Origin of the sequence: Ruegeria sp. THAF33, from assembly GCF_009363615.1 — a bacterium.
Classification (GTDB): Bacteria; Pseudomonadota; Alphaproteobacteria; order Rhodobacterales; family Rhodobacteraceae; genus Ruegeria.
Genome location: NZ_CP045384.1, coordinates 69,222 through 87,203 on the forward strand (window position 1 = coordinate 69,222; position 17,982 = coordinate 87,203).

General features: G+C 56.8%; 16 protein-coding genes and 1 tRNA gene. 5 read left to right on the forward strand and 12 right to left on the reverse strand.

Translation table 11 applies throughout. From position 1 onward, the window contains the following. Window positions 1–48 precede the first annotated feature (48 nt). The 4 genes from FIU92_RS00340 to FIU92_RS00355 form a co-directional block, all read right to left on the reverse strand. Window positions 49–768 carry an alpha/beta fold hydrolase gene (locus FIU92_RS00340; RefSeq protein WP_152456672.1) on the reverse strand — a complete coding sequence of 240 codons (720 nt, stop codon included), beginning with the start codon at window positions 766–768 and terminating at the stop codon, window positions 49–51. Beyond that, complete coding sequence (locus tag FIU92_RS00345; RefSeq protein ID WP_152456673.1) at window positions 765–2,306, reverse strand: proline/glycine betaine ABC transporter permease; 1,542 nt, start codon at window positions 2,304–2,306, stop codon at window positions 765–767. The genes FIU92_RS00340 and FIU92_RS00345 overlap by 4 nt, the downstream gene beginning before the upstream one ends. Continuing rightward, window positions 2,303–3,358, reverse strand: coding sequence for a glycine betaine/L-proline ABC transporter ATP-binding protein (locus FIU92_RS00350; protein WP_152456674.1), 1,056 nt, complete (start codon window positions 3,356–3,358; stop codon window positions 2,303–2,305). Before FIU92_RS00350 ends, FIU92_RS00345 begins: the two co-directional genes overlap by 4 nt. A 67-nt stretch (window positions 3,359–3,425) precedes the next feature. Next, a complete protein-coding gene (locus FIU92_RS00355) occupies window positions 3,426–4,391 on the reverse strand; it encodes a glycine betaine ABC transporter substrate-binding protein (protein ID WP_152456675.1) in 966 nt (321 codons plus the stop codon). 242 nt (window positions 4,392–4,633) lie between these two features. Here FIU92_RS00355 and FIU92_RS00360 point away from each other — a divergent pair, with 242 nt between their 5' ends. Next, window positions 4,634–5,545 (forward strand): LysR family transcriptional regulator, encoded by a 912-nt coding sequence (locus tag FIU92_RS00360; RefSeq protein ID WP_254705333.1) that lies wholly within the window; start codon window positions 4,634–4,636, stop codon window positions 5,543–5,545. A gap of 53 nt (window positions 5,546–5,598) precedes the next feature. On the opposite strand, the gene FIU92_RS00365 is transcribed toward FIU92_RS00360, so the two are convergent. Together FIU92_RS00365 and FIU92_RS00370 are read right to left on the reverse strand one after the other, a co-directional pair. After that, on the reverse strand, window positions 5,599–6,306 hold the full coding sequence (locus FIU92_RS00365) for an aspartate/glutamate racemase family protein (RefSeq protein ID WP_152456677.1): 708 nt from the start codon (window positions 6,304–6,306) through the stop codon (window positions 5,599–5,601). 3 nt (window positions 6,307–6,309) lie between these two features. Continuing rightward, complete coding sequence (locus FIU92_RS00370) at window positions 6,310–7,323, reverse strand: D-cysteine desulfhydrase (protein ID WP_152456678.1); 1,014 nt, start codon at window positions 7,321–7,323, stop codon at window positions 6,310–6,312. Between the two features lie 122 nt (window positions 7,324–7,445). Between FIU92_RS00370 and FIU92_RS00375 the strand changes: the two genes are divergently transcribed. The 3 genes from FIU92_RS00375 to FIU92_RS00385 all read left to right on the forward strand — a co-directional run bounded on the left by FIU92_RS00375 (window position 7,446) and on the right by FIU92_RS00385 (window position 12,809). Next, window positions 7,446–8,369, forward strand: a complete 924-nt coding sequence (locus FIU92_RS00375) for a LysR family transcriptional regulator (RefSeq protein WP_152456679.1) — start codon at window positions 7,446–7,448, stop codon at window positions 8,367–8,369. Between the two features lie 127 nt (window positions 8,370–8,496). After that, window positions 8,497–9,834, forward strand: coding sequence for a serine hydrolase (locus FIU92_RS00380; RefSeq protein WP_152456680.1), 1,338 nt, complete (start codon window positions 8,497–8,499; stop codon window positions 9,832–9,834). Between the two features lie 182 nt (window positions 9,835–10,016). Beyond that, entirely contained in the window at window positions 10,017–12,809 is a 2,793-nt protein-coding gene (locus FIU92_RS00385; protein ID WP_152456681.1) for a bifunctional aconitate hydratase 2/2-methylisocitrate dehydratase, read from the forward strand. Window positions 12,810–13,003: 194 nt separating this feature from the next. Here the strand turns inward: FIU92_RS00385 and FIU92_RS00390 are convergent, their stop codons facing one another. From FIU92_RS00390 to FIU92_RS00415, 6 genes are all read right to left on the reverse strand, one after another. Continuing rightward, window positions 13,004–13,525 (reverse strand): GNAT family N-acetyltransferase, encoded by a 522-nt coding sequence (locus FIU92_RS00390; protein ID WP_152456682.1) that lies wholly within the window; start codon window positions 13,523–13,525, stop codon window positions 13,004–13,006. Continuing rightward, window positions 13,522–14,076, reverse strand: coding sequence for a helix-turn-helix domain-containing protein (locus FIU92_RS00395; protein WP_152456683.1), 555 nt, complete (start codon window positions 14,074–14,076; stop codon window positions 13,522–13,524). The genes FIU92_RS00390 and FIU92_RS00395 overlap by 4 nt, the downstream gene beginning before the upstream one ends. A 117-nt stretch (window positions 14,077–14,193) precedes the next feature. After that, on the reverse strand, window positions 14,194–15,210 hold the full coding sequence (locus tag FIU92_RS00400) for a Fe(3+) ABC transporter substrate-binding protein (protein WP_152456684.1): 1,017 nt from the start codon (window positions 15,208–15,210) through the stop codon (window positions 14,194–14,196). 195 nt (window positions 15,211–15,405) lie between these two features. Beyond that, a complete protein-coding gene (locus tag FIU92_RS00405) occupies window positions 15,406–16,566 on the reverse strand; it encodes a sialidase family protein (RefSeq protein ID WP_152456685.1) in 1,161 nt (386 codons plus the stop codon). Window positions 16,567–16,680: 114 nt separating this feature from the next. Further along, on the reverse strand, window positions 16,681–16,806 hold the full coding sequence (gene ykgO / locus FIU92_RS00410) for a type B 50S ribosomal protein L36 (protein ID WP_008755722.1): 126 nt from the start codon (window positions 16,804–16,806) through the stop codon (window positions 16,681–16,683). A 90-nt stretch (window positions 16,807–16,896) separates the two neighbouring features. Next, a tRNA-Val gene (locus FIU92_RS00415) sits at window positions 16,897–16,971 on the reverse strand. A gap of 148 nt (window positions 16,972–17,119) precedes the next feature. On the opposite strand from FIU92_RS00415, the gene FIU92_RS00420 reads away from it, so the two are divergent. Further along, window positions 17,120–17,980 carry an N-formylglutamate amidohydrolase gene (locus tag FIU92_RS00420; protein ID WP_152456686.1) on the forward strand — a complete coding sequence of 287 codons (861 nt, stop codon included), beginning with the start codon at window positions 17,120–17,122 and terminating at the stop codon, window positions 17,978–17,980. Window positions 17,981–17,982: the final 2 nt, after the last annotated feature.

A 17,982-nucleotide genomic window follows, 5' to 3' on the forward strand; every position in this document is an offset into this window, starting at 1 on the left:
TCCAGCGTGATAGCAGGAACGCATGGGTATTTGGGGCCCTGCCGAATATCAGGCAACTAAGTAATCTCGCAATATCCCGTTGAACAGTTCAGCTTTTTCCAGATGCGTCGCATGTGCAGAGTTTGGTATCACCGCTAGGTTTGCATTCGGGATGGATTGCCACAGCTGTTCCGTCTGACTCCATGGGTAGGTGCGATCACGATCCCCCCAGATAATCAGCGTCTTGGTCCTGATTGCCGGCAGGTTTTCAGCACCGCTCCACGAATGCATCGCATCCAAACCTGACAGCATGGCCTTCAGGTTGCTTTTCTGGGCTATCGTGGCGCAAAGCTCGTATTCCAAGGCATTTTCGCGTTCGAGAAACCAGGTTGCCGCAATCCGCCGCGCCGTCACTTTCGGCCCGTCTGCACAGGCACGGGTTTTCGAGGTGTCGATGGTCTCAAACCGCCCGGGCAGCACACCTTCGGACCCGGTGCCATAAAGAACCAAACGGTCAACACGCTCGGGCGCACGGGCAACCATTTCCTGCACGACCATTCCACCCATCGAGTGACCAACCAGGTGGAATGTCTCGATGTCGCGCGCCTTCAGCTCATTCAGCGCCCAGTCCGCGAATCCCGAGATGCTGCAAAACGCGTCACGTTGCGCATTTTCGCCAAAACCCGGCAGATCCAGCGTGATGACATCGTAACCTTGCAAAGCCTCGACCTGCCGCTGCCATTGCCGACTGCCGCCCAGGAACCCGTGAACAAACACGATGGGTGTCATTTCCGGCCGCCCTGCACAATCCGATCGAGGATCATGGCACAGAACAGGATTGAGAACCCCGCAAGAATACCCTGGCCCACATTCGCGTATTGCAACGCTTCAAGAACATCCTCGCCCAGCCCTTTGGCACCGATCAGAGACGCAACAACAACCATTGCCAGTGACAACATGATTGTCTGATTGATCCCCGCCCGGATCGACGGGCTTGCCAGCGGCAAGTCGACTTTGGTGAGCAGGTACCATTTGTTGGCGCCGAAACTGATCGCCGCCTCGCGTACGCTTTCGGGCACGCCACGCAAGCCCAGGACGGTCAGGCGCACCACTGGCGTACCACCGAAAATCATCGTGACCACAACCGCCGCCGGCTTGCCGACACCAAAAAACGCGATCACGGGGACCATGAAAACAAAGGCGGGCATGGTTTGCATGAAATCCATGATCGGCTGGATGAAAGCGTAGAACCGAGGGCGACGCGCCGCGAACATGCCCAGTGGAATTCCGATGACAATCGACAGGCATGCCGCTGTCCCCAACAAGGCCAGCGTGGTCATTGCGCCCTCCCAAAAGCCCAACAGCCCCATATAGGCCAGAAACGCGCCCGAATAGATTGCCGTGCTGACGCCCGCAGTCAGCCATGTCAGCAGAATGATGAGACTGGCGATCACGATCCATGGCGTCTGCACCAAGATGACCTCAAGCGCGTCCAGCAGGGTGCGGATACCGAATGTCAGCCCGTCAAAGAACGCTTCGCTGTTGCGCACGCACCAGGCGATGAAGTCTTCCACCCAGGTGATGCTGGTCAGGCGGATATTGGGGTCTGTCGGGAAATGGCTGAGCAACGAGAAACGCCCCGGAAAGCTGTAATGCATCATCGCCGCAGCAACGATCAGCGCCATGAAGATCGCGCTGAACACGATCTGCGATACCGGCATTGCTGATCGGATTGAACGATCTGACAGCCATTCCGAGAAACGCGCCTCGAGCGCCCAGTTTGCCACCTGAGACTGAACAAGCTTGACAATGATCAGAATGATCAGGCCGGTCAGAACGATGTAAGGCCCTTCAGCAGCCATTGCTTCGGCTTCGGCGCGGATGCCGCCTATGTTTTCCTCGAGCGAGTCCACCGTTCGCTGATAGACGTCGATCTTGTCCGAGTTGTTTTCGATGGCAGCGGCCAACTGCTGACGGCGCAGCTCAAGCGTCCCTTCAATTGACGCGATGCGTTCCATTGCCTCGGCCGCCAGGTCGCCGAACATCCCGCGCGCGATCTGCACATAGGCTATTGTTTCGAGGATCAGAAATGGCAACGCCCATGACCACAAGCCCCGTGCACCGAACCAGACCGGGCCAAACAACCCGGCCATCAGATTGAAAGTCGGCGTAAATCGGGACGACGCGCCGATCTTGTCGAAGTTGCGGATGTAATAGTCGGGGCTGGTGCGAACGAAGGCACGGATGTTTTCGCGCCGTTCTTCGGCATATGCCTGGGCTGCTTCGCTCTCGGTATCTTCCAGCGGGTTCACATCTGAAGAACTCATGACACTTCGGTTCCTTCGATCACGGTGCGCAACAGATCGGCACGGGTTATGACGCCAACATCCACGCCGCCGTCCTCCACAAGGATCGCGCTGTCGGTGTCGATTGCCAGATTGATCAGCGTGCTCAGGTTTTCGCCTTCATTCACACGCGGGGCGTCCGAGGGCAGAGGGCCATGGGTCGCGACATGTTCCGGTATGGGCCGCATGACGGCGTGGGCACGCACCACCTTGAGCCTTGAGATACCCGCCACGAAATCGGCGACATAGTCATCGGCGGGGTTCATTACGATGTCTTCGGCCGTTCCGATCTGCACCACCTTGCCGTCGCGCATGATCGCGATCCGGTTCCCGATGCGGACGGCTTCATCCAAATCATGGGTGATGAAGATCGTCGTCTTTTTCAGGATTTTGCTCAGTCGAATGAACTCATCCTGCAATTGCCGCCGGATCAACGGGTCCAACGCCGAGAACGGTTCGTCCATCAACAACACATCCGGGTTCGCTGCCAGTGCCCGGGCAAGGCCCACACGTTGCTGCATACCCCCGGACAGCTCGTGTGCGAATTTCGATCCCCAGGCTCCGAGTTCGACGATATCCAGAATAGCAGCGGCCTGACGCATGCGTTCATTCTTGCTGACCTGCCGGATCTCCAGCGGCATTGCGACATTGTCCAGCACAGACCGATGCGGCATCAGCGCAAAGTTCTGAAAGACCATGCCAATCTTGTTGTTGCGAAACTGCTGAAGCTCTTTCGGGCCCAGGGCCATCACGTCAGTGCCTTCGATTTCGATCTTGCCTGCGGTGGGTTCCAACAGCCGGTTGAAATGGCGAACCAGAGTGGACTTCCCGCTGCCTGACAGGCCCATGATGCAGAATATCTCGCCCCGATTGACCGAAAGACTGACATCCGCGACGCCCACAACGCAGTTGTATTCCGCCAGCACCTGGGCTTTGTCCAATCCACGGTCGCGGATTGCCTGCAGCGCCACCTCGGGCCTGCCCCCGAAAATCTTCCAGACATTCGAGATTTCAATAACGGTATCGTCGCTCATAAGTCCCCCAGAGGTCTGCTTTTGGGTGGCGCCAACAGATGCCGCCACCCTGTTTCTGGAAGCTCGATCAGAGGCCCAGCCAAGCGTCGACACGATCCGGGTTCGCCTCGACCCACTCGCGTGCAACCTCTGCCGGATCACGGCCCTTGCCGCTGATCTCATAGGCGAACCCGCTGACATCATCCGCCGTCAATGCGAAATTCGCCAAGAAATCGGCAATCGCCGGAGAACGCTCTGGCAGCGTGTTGGACCACGCAATCTGCACGTTCTTGAGGGCGTCCTTGGTCGCGACATTGGATTTGTTGTACCAGTCCGGGTCATCAGACGGTTGGACCATCACGTATTTTGCCGGGTCGAATTGTGGCTCGGTCAACATCTGGACGTCGAACATGTACCAGACGGCATGCGGCTTGTAGCAATAAAAGGCGTAGCCTTCGCCCTTGGCGATGCTGTCCTTGATCCGCGCGGTTTTAACGCTTTCCTCGGCGCGTATCGGCTCAATGAAATCAAGCAGGCCATAGTCGCGGGTTTTGACTTCGTTCACGTTGGCCGAAGCCCAACCCGGCGCGCCAATCCACATTTCACCTTTGCCATTGCCGTCACTGTCCATCAATGCGGCCACATCCGGGCGGCCCAGATCGGCGATGTCGGTGATGTTGTTGGCCTCACCAAAGTCTTTGCTGACGCAGAAACCCTGATTGCCCTCGTAGGGGTTCGATGACAGGGTGACGGTGCCCGCTTCGTCCACATATTTCTTGGTGAAGCTTTCCTGGTTTGGCAGCCAAACGTCGGGATGAACGTCGATATCGCCCTTGCCCTGATCCATCGCCTGAAAGATCGTGGCGTTGTTGCCGGGCACATATTCCACTTTGCCCCCGATGCGCATTTCCACGACCGCGCCCAGCACATGGGCAATCGCTTGGGCGCCGGTCCAGGATGGCACGCCGATTTTCACCTCTTCGGCTGCGAATGCCGGCACAGCGCAGACGCTGAGCGCAGCAGCCATCCCCAGCTTTTTCAGATTTGTTCTCATGGTCTTCTCCTCTGTTGAAATGCGCCGTGGTTCGGCGTCGTTTTTTTCCGTCGTTCGATTTTCCTATCGCGCAATAGGGGGGCGCCAACTTGCCTTTGGCGACACATTCGGACGGAAGGCTGAAACAAGACCAACCGCCAGACCCTGCCCGGAAGTCTAGAACAGGAGCTTTTCTGAGAGCCAATTCGAACATTTCATCAAACTATTCTGTTTCTGCATAGTTTTCTGTATCGTTGCTGAAGATGCTCTTTCACAAGCGGGGATACGCATTGGATCTGAATTGGCTACGCGATTTCGAATGCCTCGCCCGGACCTTGAACTTCACCCGTGCGTCTGATGAATGTAACATCACGCAATCCGCTTTCAGCCGCAGAATCAAAGCCTTGGAAAGCTGGGTGGGGCTGCCTTTGGTCAATCGGGCAACCTATCCGGTTCAATTGACCGAGGCCGGCAAACAATTCCTGCCTGTTGCCCAGGCGGCAATTTCACAGCTGTCTGAATCCCGCCAATCCCTGCGGGACGCCGACCGGGGCGACAGTCGGTTCATCCGGTTTTCGGTTCTGCACACCATTGCGGTTAATTTTTTGGCAACCCGCATAGAAGAGTTGCAGAAACAGATCCCCGATTTGCGCACGCGCGTCCTGTCCGATTCTCTGAGCACCTGTTGTGATCTTTTGGTCGAAGGCGCGGTGGATATCCTGCTGTGCTACTATCACCATACTGTCTCGCCCATGATCGACGAAACCGCGTTCGAGCGTAAGGATCTGTTGAAGGATCGGCTGATACCGGTGGCTGCCGCACAGCCGGTGCGGACACTGGGTTGGGATTTGTCCCGGCAGGATGGTCCACCGATCCCCTATCTGTCCTATGACCGATCGTCCTTCTTGGGCATGGTCGTTGAAAACACCGTTGACCGGAAACCCCAGAATACCGAAACGATATATGTCGATAGCCTCGTCGAAACGATCAAGCGAAGATTGATGACCGGCAGCGGATTTGCCTGGATGCCCGAAACGTCGATCTCCGCGGAGCTGGATCAGGGGTTGCTGGTGCCGATCGGTGACGATGCATGGTGTGCAACATTGACGATTTCAGCCTTTTCCAATCCGGCCAGTTTGGATCAGATCGCGCACCAGCTTTGGCAGCGTTTGTGACCGGACGGATTCGTTTTGACGCACCACCCGGCCGTTGAACGGAAAATGCGCCTTTACCTTGTATGCCGGCCCGTCTGAGAAAAATTGACGATCGCGCGGACCAGCAGATCGATCGTATCCACTGCATTGGCGTCATCCGCGACGCTGTCGGCAATGAGGGAGAATTCAGAGCAAGCGACAAACTGCAAGTCCGCCCCCGCCTTGACCAAGGCCCTTGAGGATGCTCGCAGCGTTTCGCGTGCCTTCTCGCTTTGACCGTTGACCTTGATCGCGCGGATCGCCGCCAGCATCGCGTCGTCATCCGTTGGCCAAACGGTTGACAGCCCGTGCGCGTGCAGGGCTGTTTCGAAAAGACAAATACGGCGCACCGCCGGAGAAGCGAGCACACCAACGCACCCACCCTTCCCGAGCGTCCCGACGGCGTGATCCGCGGCCAGTTCAACCATGTTCAACAGCGGAACGGTCACGGCATCGGTGATCGCCTTGGCATAGTGATGCGCCGTGTTGCAGGGAATTGCCAGCGCCACGGCGCCGGCATCCTGAAGACGTCGCGCCATCGCCGCCAGTGTCGGCCCCGGATCTTCGCCCGCCCCGTCGATCAGATGCGCGATCCGTGACGGGACCTGAGTGTTCATGTCGATCAAAAGCGGAATGTGGTCCCGGTCGTCGCTCACCGGCATAGCCTCGACCAGCTTGCGCTGGAGGAGGATCGTTGCCTCAGGGCCCATGCCGCCAAGAATGCCGATGGGGTGCTGCGTCATTGCTCAGATATTCACCCAGCGGTTTTTGTGATCGAAGGCAAAGTCATACCCCGCCAAAGCCGCCGCGCCGCCCGTGTGAAGGAAAACGACCCGCTGGTCTTTGAATTCGCCTTTGCGCGCCAGATCGATCAGGCCCGCTGCACCCTTGGCCGAGTAGCAGGGATCCAGAAGGATACCTTCCAATTCGGCAAACATCTGGATCGCTTCGATGCCGCTTTCAGTGGGCAGGCCATAGCCTTCGCCGACATAGTCGGTATTGGCCATGACATCTTCACGTTTTACCATGCCCGCGCACCCCAGCTTTTCGGCCGTCTCGCAGGCGAGGTCGTACACCATCTGTTCCTGCTTTGGCCGAGGTGCCCTTGTCCCGATGCCAAGCACCGGCACCTGCGCATTCATGGCGCACATTCCCGTCACCAAACCTGCCTGTGTACCGGACGACCCGGTCGCATGTACCAGCCGGTCAATCCGCAATCCGCTGTCATTGGCCTGACCCAACAGTTCAAAGGCCGCGTTTACATAGCCCAGCGCCCCGGTCGGGTTCGAGCCGCCGCCGGGAATGACATAGACATTGCGGCCTTCTGCCCGTTTCTTCGCGGCAGCCTTTTCCATTTCGCCCGGCATATCGTGACCCCCGGGAAACTTCTGGGTGGTCGCGCCGTGCAAGTGATCCAGCAGAACATTGCCGTTTGTATTGTAGTTGCCATCTTGATAGCCGGTGCGATCTTCCAGAAGAATATGGCAATCAAGGCCCAGCTTGGCGGCAAACGCTGCGGTTTGTCGACCGTGGTTGGTTTGAGTGGCACCTTGCGTCATCACCATGTCGGCGCCCTGCGCTTCTGCTTCGGCCATCAGAAATTCCAGCTTGCGGGTCTTGTTGCCGCCGGTTGACATGCCGGTGCAATCGTCGCGCTTGATCCAGATTTCCACCCCCAGCTCTTTGGAAAGCCGCTTCATCGGTTCAAGCGGTGTCGGAAGATGGGCGAGGTGAAGGCGGGGAAAGCGCGCAAGATGCATGTCACAATTCCTAATATTGATTTTCGTCAATTTACGATGTGTTCTGCTGCTCTGCTAATTCGAAATTCAGTGATTATGTTGCAAAAATTGCATATTAGTAAGGCCTGCGCTATCTGGTTCACATGCGTTTGGAATGGATCGACGACATATTGGCCGTGCTGGACAGCGGATCGCTGACACGGGCTGCGGAAAAACGGCTGCTGACCCAATCTGCCTTTACCCGTCGGGTGCGGCTCATCGAAGGCAGTATCGGTGCGACCCTGTTTGATCGTCGCCGCAAACCCGTATCCCTGATGCCGGGCGTTCAGGCGTTGGAACCTGAAATGCGCGAGCTGAGCGCGCGTCTGCACAAACTGCGTCACAGTTTGAAAACAGAAAGCGATCAGGCCAGCCAGTCTTTGTCGCTCGTGTGCCAGCATGCGTTGACGACAACCGTCTCGCCGAAAGTGGTCCGGATGTTGACCGAAAACAGCGATATCTCGGTTCAGGTGCGATCGGGGAACCAGGACGAATGCCTGTTGCAGCTGATCTCGAAAGAAGTCGATTTCGCGATCATGTACGCGGCATCGGACGGTGGGGTGCAGAACCTCGAAAGTGCGTTTCAGGCGAAGACGCTTGGTGCCGACACATTGATCCCGGTATGCGCACCTGCAATGCGCGGGGAATTGGATGGCAAGACCATTCCTGCGATTGTCTACCCGCCTGATGTCTTTCTTGGCCAGGTATTTTCCCGATTGATTGCACCGCGGTTGCCCGACGAAACCAGCCTCGTGGCCAAGGCCGAGACGGCCCTGACGCTGGCGATGCTGCATTATGCCGTGAATGAAATCGGCGTTGCCTGGTTGCCCTATTCTTTGGTTGCCACGCCGCTTGCTCAGGGACAGCTTGTAAGCGTTGAAGACGCCCTGCCTGCGCAGGCGCTGACAATAAGAATGGTCCGTTTGGCCGAAGCGAAGCCAGAGTTCAGTGAACAGATTTGGCAACGTCTTGCCGGGCAATCGCAAAGCTTTTGGTTGTCGCAGGATCAAAACGACGAGGCGACCTGAGCCGTTCACCGAGAAAGGTGCCGGGCCTGCCGATCAGCATCGGAAGAATACGCAACGGAATAGTGGCAAAACCGAGCTGGATGTATCTAACCTGTGCTGAAATGACAGCAACAGGGCAGGTCAGCGGATGTTCGGGAAGGTATTGAAAACGGGTATAGGTGTCGCGGTTCTGGGCGTCGTGGGGCTGCTTGGTTATCTTCTGATCGCCCCGCCCGATTTGTTGAAAGTAGGCACGAATTACTCGGCCAAGATTGTCTGTTCGAATGTTTTCATTGCCGGACGTGATCCGGAAGAGGTCCTTTCGGTGGATGTGCAGGCCCCGGGGCATCCGCTGCTCAAACATGTTTCGATTGAGGTCGATCGAGAGGCGCAGACTGTTCATGCGCGACTCTTTCGGTTCTTCGCGCCCGCCACATCGCAGTTCCGGCAGGGGCTTGGCTGCACCAACGTGCATGCTACATCCCTGAGTGCGCAGCGACTTGAGGCCGCCAAGCCCGCGCCGACAGGTCTTTGGCCAGGCGGAAACGACGTTGCACAGTCTCAGGATCCCAAAATTCAGGCCGTCTTGTCGGATGATACGCTGCTTGGCGAAGGGTACCGCGCCATAGTGGTGGTTCAAGGCGGGCGCATCGTGGCCGAACGCTATGCGGAAGGGTTCGACGCCGACACACCGTTGCTGGGCTGGTCCATGACCAAGACGGTCACGGCCGGGCTGATCGGAACGTTGATCAACGCGGGTCAGATGAATGTATCGGACACCCTTGTCGACAGCTTTCCCGAATGGGCAGAAGACGCAAGGCGAGACATTACTGTTGCGGACATGCTGGCGATGACAAGCGGTCTGCAATGGAATGAAGAATACGGAGACGTGTCAGACGTGACCAGGATGCTGTATCTCAGCAATGACATGGCCGTTTTCGCTGCCGACCGTGCACTGGAAGCCGGCATTGGAACCGACTTCAACTATTCCTCCGGCACGTCCACCGTGTTGTCCCGGGTGTGGCAGGACAAGCTGGCCGATGGCGGTTTGAGCTATCCTCGGGATGCGCTTTTTGAACCGCTTGGCATGGCTTCGGCGATCATCGAGACAGATGTCGCCGATACATTCATCGGATCCAGCTATATGTACGCCACGGCCCGAGACTGGGCGAAGTATGGCCAGTTTCTGCTGCAAAAAGGGGTTTGGGACGGCGCACAGATTTTGCCCACAGGTTTTGTGGACTGGATGTTCGAACCCGTTGCGGCGTCTGGTGGGGAATATGCCAAAGGTCATCTTTGGTTGAAATCGCCGGGCGACCTGCCACCGTTTGAAGACGCGGTTTGGTTGCAAGGGCATGACGGTCAGTCCATCGGAATTTTCCCGTCGCGTGACATGGTCGTCGTGCGGATGGGGCTTACACCTTCACGGGTGGGCTATTCTTCTTTGCCCTTGGCGAAAGCGCTTATTGCGGCTTTCGGGGGGTAGGGGATCGAACATTCCCATCGACGCACCGCCCGACATTGCGGCGGGCATCGCCGGTAGGGCAGGACACTGGGTCGCAGATCGGTATCTTGCACGCCGGTACAGTTTGGTATACCGCCGCATACAAATTCAAGGTGCCGGGCTTTCACATGGCCCGGTGCATCAGCTAAATGGTCGGAACCGTCATGAGCCTTTACACAGAATACCTGAACGAAATCGAGACGCGCAAAGAACAGGGTCTGCACCCCAAACCCATCGAAGACGGTGCTCTTTTGCAGGAAATCATCGGGCAGATCAAAGATACGGGTCACGCTCATCGTGCCGATTCACTGAACTACTTCATATACAACACGCTTCCGGGCACAACCAGCGCCGCAGGTGAAAAGGCGCGCTTTCTGAAAGAGATCATCCTGGGTGAAGCGACGGTCGAAGAAATCTCGCAGGATTTCGCGTTTGAATTGCTGTCGCATATGAAGGGCGGCCCATCGGTAGAGGTTCTGCTTGATCTGGCGCTGGGCGATGACGCAGAGATTGCGCAGAAAGCGGCGGCAGTTCTGAAAACCCAGGTGTTCCTGTACGACGCAGATACCAACCGTCTGAAAAAAGCCTTTGAGGCCGGGAACGCCGTTGCCGGGGACATTCTGGAAAGCTATGCCAAGGCCGAGTTCTTTACCCGGCTTCCCGACATCGAAGAAGAAATCAAGGTTGTGACCTATGTGGCGGCCGAAGGGGATATTTCGACCGATCTTCTGTCGCCCGGCAATCAGGCGCATTCGCGGTCGGACCGCGAATTGCACGGCAAGTGCATGATCTCACCCGAAGCACAGGCCGAGATTCAGGACTTGCAAAAACAGCACCCGGACAAGCGCGTCATGCTGGTTGCTGAAAAAGGGACGATGGGCGTTGGATCGTCGCGCATGTCCGGTGTCAACAACGTTGCATTGTGGACCGGAAAGCAAGCTAGCCCCTATGTTCCATTCGTGAACATCGCGCCGGTTGTTGCCGGTACAAACGGGATTTCACCGATCTTTCTGACCACCGTCGGCGTCACCGGCGGGATCGGCATCGATCTCAAGAACTGGGTCAAGAAAGTGGATGCCGACGGCAATCCGATCCTGAACAATGACGGCAATCCTATCCTCGAGCAGAAATATTCCGTCGAGACCGGAACGGTACTGACCATCAACACCAAGGACAAAAAGCTGTACAATGACGCAGGTGACAAAGAGCTGGTCGATCTGTCATCATCCTTCACGCCGCAAAAGACCGAGTTCATAAAGGCCGGAGGATCTTATGCCATTGTCTTTGGTAAAAAGCTCCAGACATTCGCAGCCGAGACGCTCGGCATCGAGCTGAAATCCGCTTTTGCACCGTCCAAAGAGATCTCGCATGAAGGGCAGGGCCTGACGGCGGTTGAAAAGATATTCAACAAGAACGCGGTCGGCGTAGCCGAAGGCAAAGTTCTGCATGCGGGCTCGGATGTTCGGGTGAAGGTCAACATCGTCGGTTCGCAGGACACCACCGGCCTGATGACGGCGCAGGAACTGGAAGCCATGGCGGCTACGGTGATCTCGCCCACCGTTGACGGCGCCTATCAGTCTGGCTGTCACACTGCTTCGGTTTGGGATTCCAAAGCGCAGGCGAATATCCCAAAACTGATGAAATTCATGAACAACTTTGGTCTGATCACCGCGCGTGACCCCAAAGGTGTTTATCACTCGATGACAGACGTCATCCACAAGGTTCTGAACGACATCACCGTGGATGACTGGGCGATCATCATCGGTGGCGACTCGCATACACGTATGTCCAAAGGCGTCGCGTTTGGCGCTGACTCGGGTACTGTCGCACTGGCGCTGGCCACTGGCGAAGCCACCATGCCGATCCCGGAATCGGTCAAGGTGACATTCAAGGGCCAGATGGCGGATCACATGGATTTCCGCGATGTGGTTCACGCCACCCAGGCGCAGATGCTGAAGAAATTCGGCGACAACGTGTTCCAGGGGCGGATCATCGAAGTTCACATCGGCACATTGCTGGCGGATCAGGCATTCACCTTTACTGACTGGACGGCCGAGATGAAGGCCAAGGCCTCGATCTGCATCTCAGCGGATGACACTTTGATCGAATCTCTGGAAATCGCGAAAAGCCGTATCCAGATCATGATCGACAAGGGAATGGACAACGAGGCCCGGACACTTCAAGGTCTGATCGACAAGGCCAACGCTCGGATCTCGGAAATCAAGTCGGGTGAAAAGCCTGCCTTGAAACCGGATGAAAATGCCAAGTATTTTGCCGAGTTGGTGGTTGATCTGGATGAGATCAGCGAACCCATGATCGCCGACCCGGATGTCAATAACGCCGATGTCTCAAAGCGGTATACCCATGATACGATCCGGCCGGTTTCCCACTACAAGGGGGAAAAGAAGGTCGATCTGGGATTTGTTGGATCGTGCATGGTGCACAAAGGCGATCTGGTCATCGTCTCGCAAATGCTGAAAAACATCGAGCAGGAGAAGGGCACAGTAGAATTCAAGGCCCCGCTGGTTGTTGCTGCGCCCACCTACAACATCATCGATGAGCTGAAAGAAGAAGGCGAGTGGAGCATTCTTCAGAAGTATTCAGGCTTTGAATTCGACGATCTGTTCCCAAAGAGCAAAGCACGGACGGAATACGAGAATATCCTGTATCTGGAGCGTCCGGGATGCAACCTCTGTATGGGCAACCAGGAGAAAGCCGCAAAGGGTGACACTGTGCTGGCCACGTCCACACGACTGTTCCAAGGGCGTGTTGTTGAGGACGCGGCGGAAAAGAAAGGCGAATCCCTGCTGGCATCGACCCCGGTGGTGGTGCTGTCGGCTGTTTTGGGCCGAATGCCGACCGCCGAGGAATACAAATCGGCCGTGAAAGGTATCGACCTCACCAAATTTGCGCCTCCGATGGAAAAGCCCGCACGCACGAAGTCAGCGCATTTCTAAACGCAAGGCACTAAGTTGATTGCTCGGTCATCCCTTCAGGTGGCCGGGCGATTGAGTTCCGCTGTGTTCAGGCCTGGTTGCAGCGCGCGCCGCGCAAAAGCGCGGCATGGGAATGCCCCGGACCTTTCGCACAACTTCGCGTGGACCATTGGGGAAAAATCCATGATCCACGGCCATACGGTCGCTGTTTGGCGTCAGGCTGACAGCTCTTTATACATGTAAGTTGTGGGTTCCAGTCTGGTTTCGAACGGGTTCCGGCAATAGTTCGGAATTTCCCCAGCAATCTGAAATCCAAGGTCCAGATAAAGCAATCGAGAAGGGTCGGTGCTGCGGGTATCCAGAACCAGCATCGTGCGCTCCAACTCTGTCGTTCGTTGAAAGAGGGCTTCCATCAACGCGCGGCCAAAACCGCGCCGTCTGGCGTTCGGGTGCACCAGAAGTTTTGCGACATCCGCGCGGTGCGGCTGATTGGGCATGGTCGCGGGGATCAGTTGCACCGTGCCCTGAATGCGCCCTTTGTGGTGGAGGACAAACAGCTCCAATGCACCGGATTTCAGCCCAGGTCGAACGTTTTGCAGCCAGTATTTTCGTGCGTCACCCTCGGTAAACGGAAGGACAAAGCCGATGCTGGCCCCTTCATGCACACAGGCGTGGAGGATTCCCGCCAGATCATCCACTGCCGCGCTGAAATCGAGATCGGTCAGACGCGAGATCATATCAGCACCAAGAGATAACGCGCACCGCGAGATGCCCCGGTTTCAAACCGGGTTGGGCCCGACAGGTGATAGCGCAGGCAATCTCCGGCGCTCAGCGCATGGGGTGTTCCGTCAACTGTCAGTGTCAGTGCGCCGTCGATCAGGATCAGATGGTGTTCCTGCCCGGATTTGGGCGGCGCATCGTAAGTGATGACCGTATCGCGCGGCAGGTGACATTCCACGACCTCGGCGTTCAAGCCGTTTGCAGGCGGTGAAACTGCACGGCGGGTAAAGCCGGTTTCGGGATCCCGCCATTCGGTCTGGCGTTCAAACGCCACTTTGGGGTCAAAGCTGTCTTCGACCATCATCAAAAGCCGTGACACCGGCAGATCATAAGCGGCACAGAGGCGGCCGAGATTCTCAGCGGTGGGGCTGACCTCTCCTTTCTCCATGCGGGACAGCGTGGCGCGGCTGATTCCGCTGTGGGCGGCCAGTTGATCCAGGGACCACCCGCGCCCGTGGCGGAGTTCGTTCAAACGGACGGCAAGGCGGTTTGAGAGGTTGTCGAGCATGGATCACAAACGAGAAGATTTTTCATTTAAGGGAAAATTGCATAAAATTATGTATGTGTAAATGAAAAAGGGCGCAGAAACTCCGCGCCCTCTGCCAGCTTTTGACGAGGCAGTGGATTACTTCCAGCCGACTTCGTTAAAGATTTTCTGTGCTTCCGGGATGTTCTTTGCGACTTCCGACAGGTTCACGTCGTCAGCTTTGAACTCACCCAGTGCCTTTACCGATTCCGCCAGTTCAACACTCTGCACTGCCGGGAATTCGTCATTGCCCGCCGAGAAGTACTTCTGCGCCTGATCGCTTGCCAGATACTCGAGGAAAAGGATTGCGTTTTCCTTGTTCGGCGCGTGTGCCGCGACGCCACCGCCCGACAGGTTCATATGCGCACCATAGCTGTCCTGATTGGGGAAGACCCAGCCGATCTTGTCGAGATCAGAGGACAGGCCTTTGACGTCTTTGCGGATAGCCCGCGCATAGTAGTAGGTGTTCGATACAGCGATGTCGCATTCACCCGAAACGATGCCACGCAGCTGGTCGGTGTCACCCCCCTGCGGGTCTCGGGCCATGTTGGCGACAACGCCTTCGGCCCAGGATTTTGCAGCTTCTGCGCCTTCATGTGTGATGATCGATGCGAGCAGGGTCTGGTTGTAGGTGTTGGTCGAGGACCGGATGCAGATCAGGCCCTTGTATTCCGGCTTGGCCAAGTCCGCGTAAGTGGCCGGCGGATTGGCAACATTTTCTTTGTTGTAAAAGATGATCCGACCGCGCTGCGAGAAGCCGAACCACTGGTTGTCTTCGTCCTGAAGGTTGGCGGGGATGCGCTCCTCCAGGGTTTCGCTGTCGATGGCTTGCAGAATGCCCGCATCTTTGGCGCGCGCCAGGCGAGACGTGTCGACCGTCAGCATGACATCTGCCGGAGAGTTCGCGCCTTCGGCTTCCATGCGCGCAATCAATTCATCCGCCTTGCCTTCGATCCGGTTGATCTTGATGCCGGTCGCTTCTTCGAAGTCCGTGTAAAGACGTTCGTCAGTGTCATAGTGGCGCGAGGAATAAAGGTTCAGCTCGCCTTCAGCCGCGGCTGATGTTGCGATCAATGCCGACAGAGCGGCAGCCAGGCAGGTTGTGGATTTCAGCATAGTTTGCCCCAACAATTGAATTTCGCGTCGGTCGATATCCCGACTGATTTGCTCAATTATACGATTCTCAGCGAGATGCAAGAAAATCCGACAGATTTACTTGGTCAAATGAGCGCAGGCGCACTTGCGAGGCTTTTCCGGGCGGGCGCGATTTGTGTTGAACGGAAAGATCCGCGTCACACGGCAGTGTCTGGATCACTCACGATCAAGTACCTCAACTGAAAGGATCGTGGGCAAATGGCGCGCGACTTCCGTCCATGTGTCCCCTTCATCAACACTGGCAAAAACCGAGCCGCTGTTGGTCCCGAAATAGACACCGGCGGGGTCTCGGTGGTCTCCGGCCATGGCCTGTCGCAGAACAGTGAAAAAACAGCTTTCTTGCGGCAACCCACGCCGCTGGTCTTGCCATGTTGCGCCTCCATTTGTGGATTTCCAAACTGCCGCAGCGGCATCCGGTGGATAGCGCCCGATGCTGTCTCCGTTCAAAGGTAATGTCCAGATCGTGTCAGGATCACGTGGGTGCACATGAATCGGAAATCCAAAGGTGGATGGCAGGCCTTTGGTGATGTCATCCCAACTGCGCCCTCCGTCGGCCGAGCGCCAGACACCGTGATGGTTTTGCTGGTAGAGCAAATCCGCGGTTCCCGGAGCTTGAACCATGTTGTGGACGCAATGACCCGTTTCACCATCCCTGGGGGCAGCGGGATGATCATGATGCGTGCAAGATTCGGCGTTGGACAATCTGTTGCGCCGCTCCCAGCTTGCGCCGCCATCCTCGGTTGCAAACACACCCGCAGCGGAAATGCCGACCCAGAGCTTTTTCGAATCACTTGGGTCAGTCACGATTGTATGCAGGACCAGTCCCGCACCGCCGGGATTCCAATCGGGTGCTGAGGGGTGGTTTGTCAGGCCCTCAAGCGTGTCCCATGTCCGACCATTGTCGTGGCTGGCAAGCAGGCGGGCCGGTTTTGTGCCAGCGTACAACGTTCCATGTTGATAACGCAAAGACCAGACCTGAGAAAACTCATCGGCGAATGGTGCGGGTTCTCCGGTCCAGCCAATCATCTGGGCAAAATCCTGATCGTTGGCGGCCCACTCGTCCATTTGGCCCTTGGTGAGTTTTGCGACCTGCCAAGTCACACCGCCGTCTTCGGAACACCAGACACCGGCGCCATGCCAGTCACCACCGCCCCCGGCCCAAAGCGTGCCCGTTTCCTTGTCGCCGATGACGTGGTTGATCGGCCATCCTTCGCAATGCGGGCCCGTCACTTTCCAGTCTGACCTGTTCTGATCACCAGAGATAATGAACGTTCCCTTGGTCGTCCCCACCAGTACGTCGATGCCGTGTTCGCGCATGGGTTTTACACTCCGCAATATCGAAGCAAGGGTAGCACGTCGGGCGCACAGGTGCAGAAAACAAAAAAAACCGCGCTCAAGAGCGCGGTTTTCTAAAACGGTGTTTCGCTGTTCTCAGCCCTGACGAGCTTTGAACTTGCGCTGCGTCTTGTTGATAACGTAGACGCGGCCTTTGCGACGCACAATACGGCAGTCGCGGTGCCGATTCTTGAGCGAGCGGAGCGAGTTCTTGACCTTCATGGTCTGTCTCCAATCTGCGGCGCCTTCATCAAGGACGTGGCCAGCGCCTGGGTTACTCGGGTGTCCCGGATTTCCGGAACAGTGAAATCATGGTGGGCGGTACAAGGATCGAACTTGTGACCCCTTCGATGTCAACGAAGTGCTCTACCGCTGAGCTAACCGCCCACTTTCCCTTTGCGCGCCCAGCCCCATAACGAAATGGGGCGCGGAACCCCGCGCCGGTAGCGGGGTCTATAAAAGGAGTCGCAAAGGGGTTCAAGGGGTTTGGTAGAACTATTTTCCGGTCTATGTTGATTGCGAACATGGAGGGATCATGCAGAACGCAGCCTTTGTATTGGATATGCCTGAAAACCGTAGTTCATGCGTGGTTTTTTCATCTCCGCATAGCGGGCGGAATTATCCAGAAGCGTTTTTGAAGCGGTCCGTTCTGAATCAAAGCGTGATTCGATCCTCGGAAGACGCCTTCGTGGATCAATTGTTTGCTGCTGCGGCCGAGAATGGCGCGCCTTTGATCAAAGCGACCATGCCACGCGCCTATCTGGACCTGAATCGCAGTCTGGACGAACTGGACCCGGCGCTGATCAGCGGTGCCCGCAGGCATGGGCACAACCCGAGGGTCGCATCAGGGTTGGGTGTGATACCCCGCGTTGTGGCCAATGGACGGGCAATCTACAGCGGCAAGCTGACCATGGACGAGGCGCGGCTGCGTATCGACACCTATTGGCGCCCCTATCATGCACGTTTGAAATCCCTGCTGGCCGAATCACACGAGAAATTCGGCCAGGCCATACTGGTGGATTGCCACTCCATGCCGCATGAGGCGGTGGCCATGGCTGGTACGACCCGAAACAAACGGCCCGAGATCGTGCTGGGTGATCGGTTCGGTGCTTCGGCCTCGTCTGAAATCGTGGACCTCGTCGAATCGGCGTTTGCTGCGGCAGGTCTGAATGTGGTGCGCAATGCCCCGTTTGCCGGGGCCTATGTGACTCAGACTTATGGCCGCCCCACCCGCCAGCAACACGCGATCCAGATTGAAATCGACCGGGCCTTGTATATGGACGAAGAAAAGATTGCGCCGAACGCCAATTTCATGACGTTTTCGAAACTCCTCCGGCAGGTGGTGCGCGACATATCCAGGATCGGTTCAAAACCTCTTCGTCTGGCGGCGGAATAAAA

Excerpts from the sequence above, each read along its gene's own strand:
- FIU92_RS00355 (WP_152456675.1), bottom strand. The coding sequence starts at position 4,391 with ATGAGAACAAATCTGAAAAAGCTGGGGATGGCTGCTGCGCTCAGCGTC.
- FIU92_RS00405 (WP_152456685.1), bottom strand. The coding sequence starts at position 16,566 with ATGCGCGAACACGGCATCGACGTACTGGTGGGGACGACCAAGGGAACG.
- FIU92_RS00370 (WP_152456678.1), bottom strand. The coding sequence starts at position 7,323 with ATGCATCTTGCGCGCTTTCCCCGCCTTCACCTCGCCCATCTTCCGACA.
- FIU92_RS00400 (WP_152456684.1), bottom strand. The coding sequence starts at position 15,210 with ATGCTGAAATCCACAACCTGCCTGGCTGCCGCTCTGTCGGCATTGATC.
- FIU92_RS00340 (WP_152456672.1), bottom strand. The coding sequence starts at position 768 with ATGACACCCATCGTGTTTGTTCACGGGTTCCTGGGCGGCAGTCGGCAA.
- FIU92_RS00375 (WP_152456679.1), top strand. The coding sequence starts at position 7,446 with ATGCGTTTGGAATGGATCGACGACATATTGGCCGTGCTGGACAGCGGA.
- FIU92_RS00390 (WP_152456682.1), bottom strand. The coding sequence starts at position 13,525 with ATGATCTCGCGTCTGACCGATCTCGATTTCAGCGCGGCAGTGGATGAT.
- FIU92_RS00360 (WP_254705333.1), top strand. The coding sequence starts at position 4,634 with ATGCTCTTTCACAAGCGGGGATACGCATTGGATCTGAATTGGCTACGC.
- FIU92_RS00345 (WP_152456673.1), bottom strand. The coding sequence starts at position 2,306 with ATGAGTTCTTCAGATGTGAACCCGCTGGAAGATACCGAGAGCGAAGCA.
- FIU92_RS00350 (WP_152456674.1), bottom strand. The coding sequence starts at position 3,358 with ATGAGCGACGATACCGTTATTGAAATCTCGAATGTCTGGAAGATTTTC.
- FIU92_RS00385 (WP_152456681.1), top strand. The coding sequence starts at position 10,017 with ATGAGCCTTTACACAGAATACCTGAACGAAATCGAGACGCGCAAAGAA.
- FIU92_RS00365 (WP_152456677.1), bottom strand. The coding sequence starts at position 6,306 with ATGACGCAGCACCCCATCGGCATTCTTGGCGGCATGGGCCCTGAGGCA.
- ykgO (WP_008755722.1), bottom strand. The coding sequence starts at position 16,806 with ATGAAGGTCAAGAACTCGCTCCGCTCGCTCAAGAATCGGCACCGCGAC.
- FIU92_RS00420 (WP_152456686.1), top strand. The coding sequence starts at position 17,120 with ATGCAGAACGCAGCCTTTGTATTGGATATGCCTGAAAACCGTAGTTCA.
- FIU92_RS00380 (WP_152456680.1), top strand. The coding sequence starts at position 8,497 with ATGTTCGGGAAGGTATTGAAAACGGGTATAGGTGTCGCGGTTCTGGGC.
- FIU92_RS00395 (WP_152456683.1), bottom strand. The coding sequence starts at position 14,076 with ATGCTCGACAACCTCTCAAACCGCCTTGCCGTCCGTTTGAACGAACTC.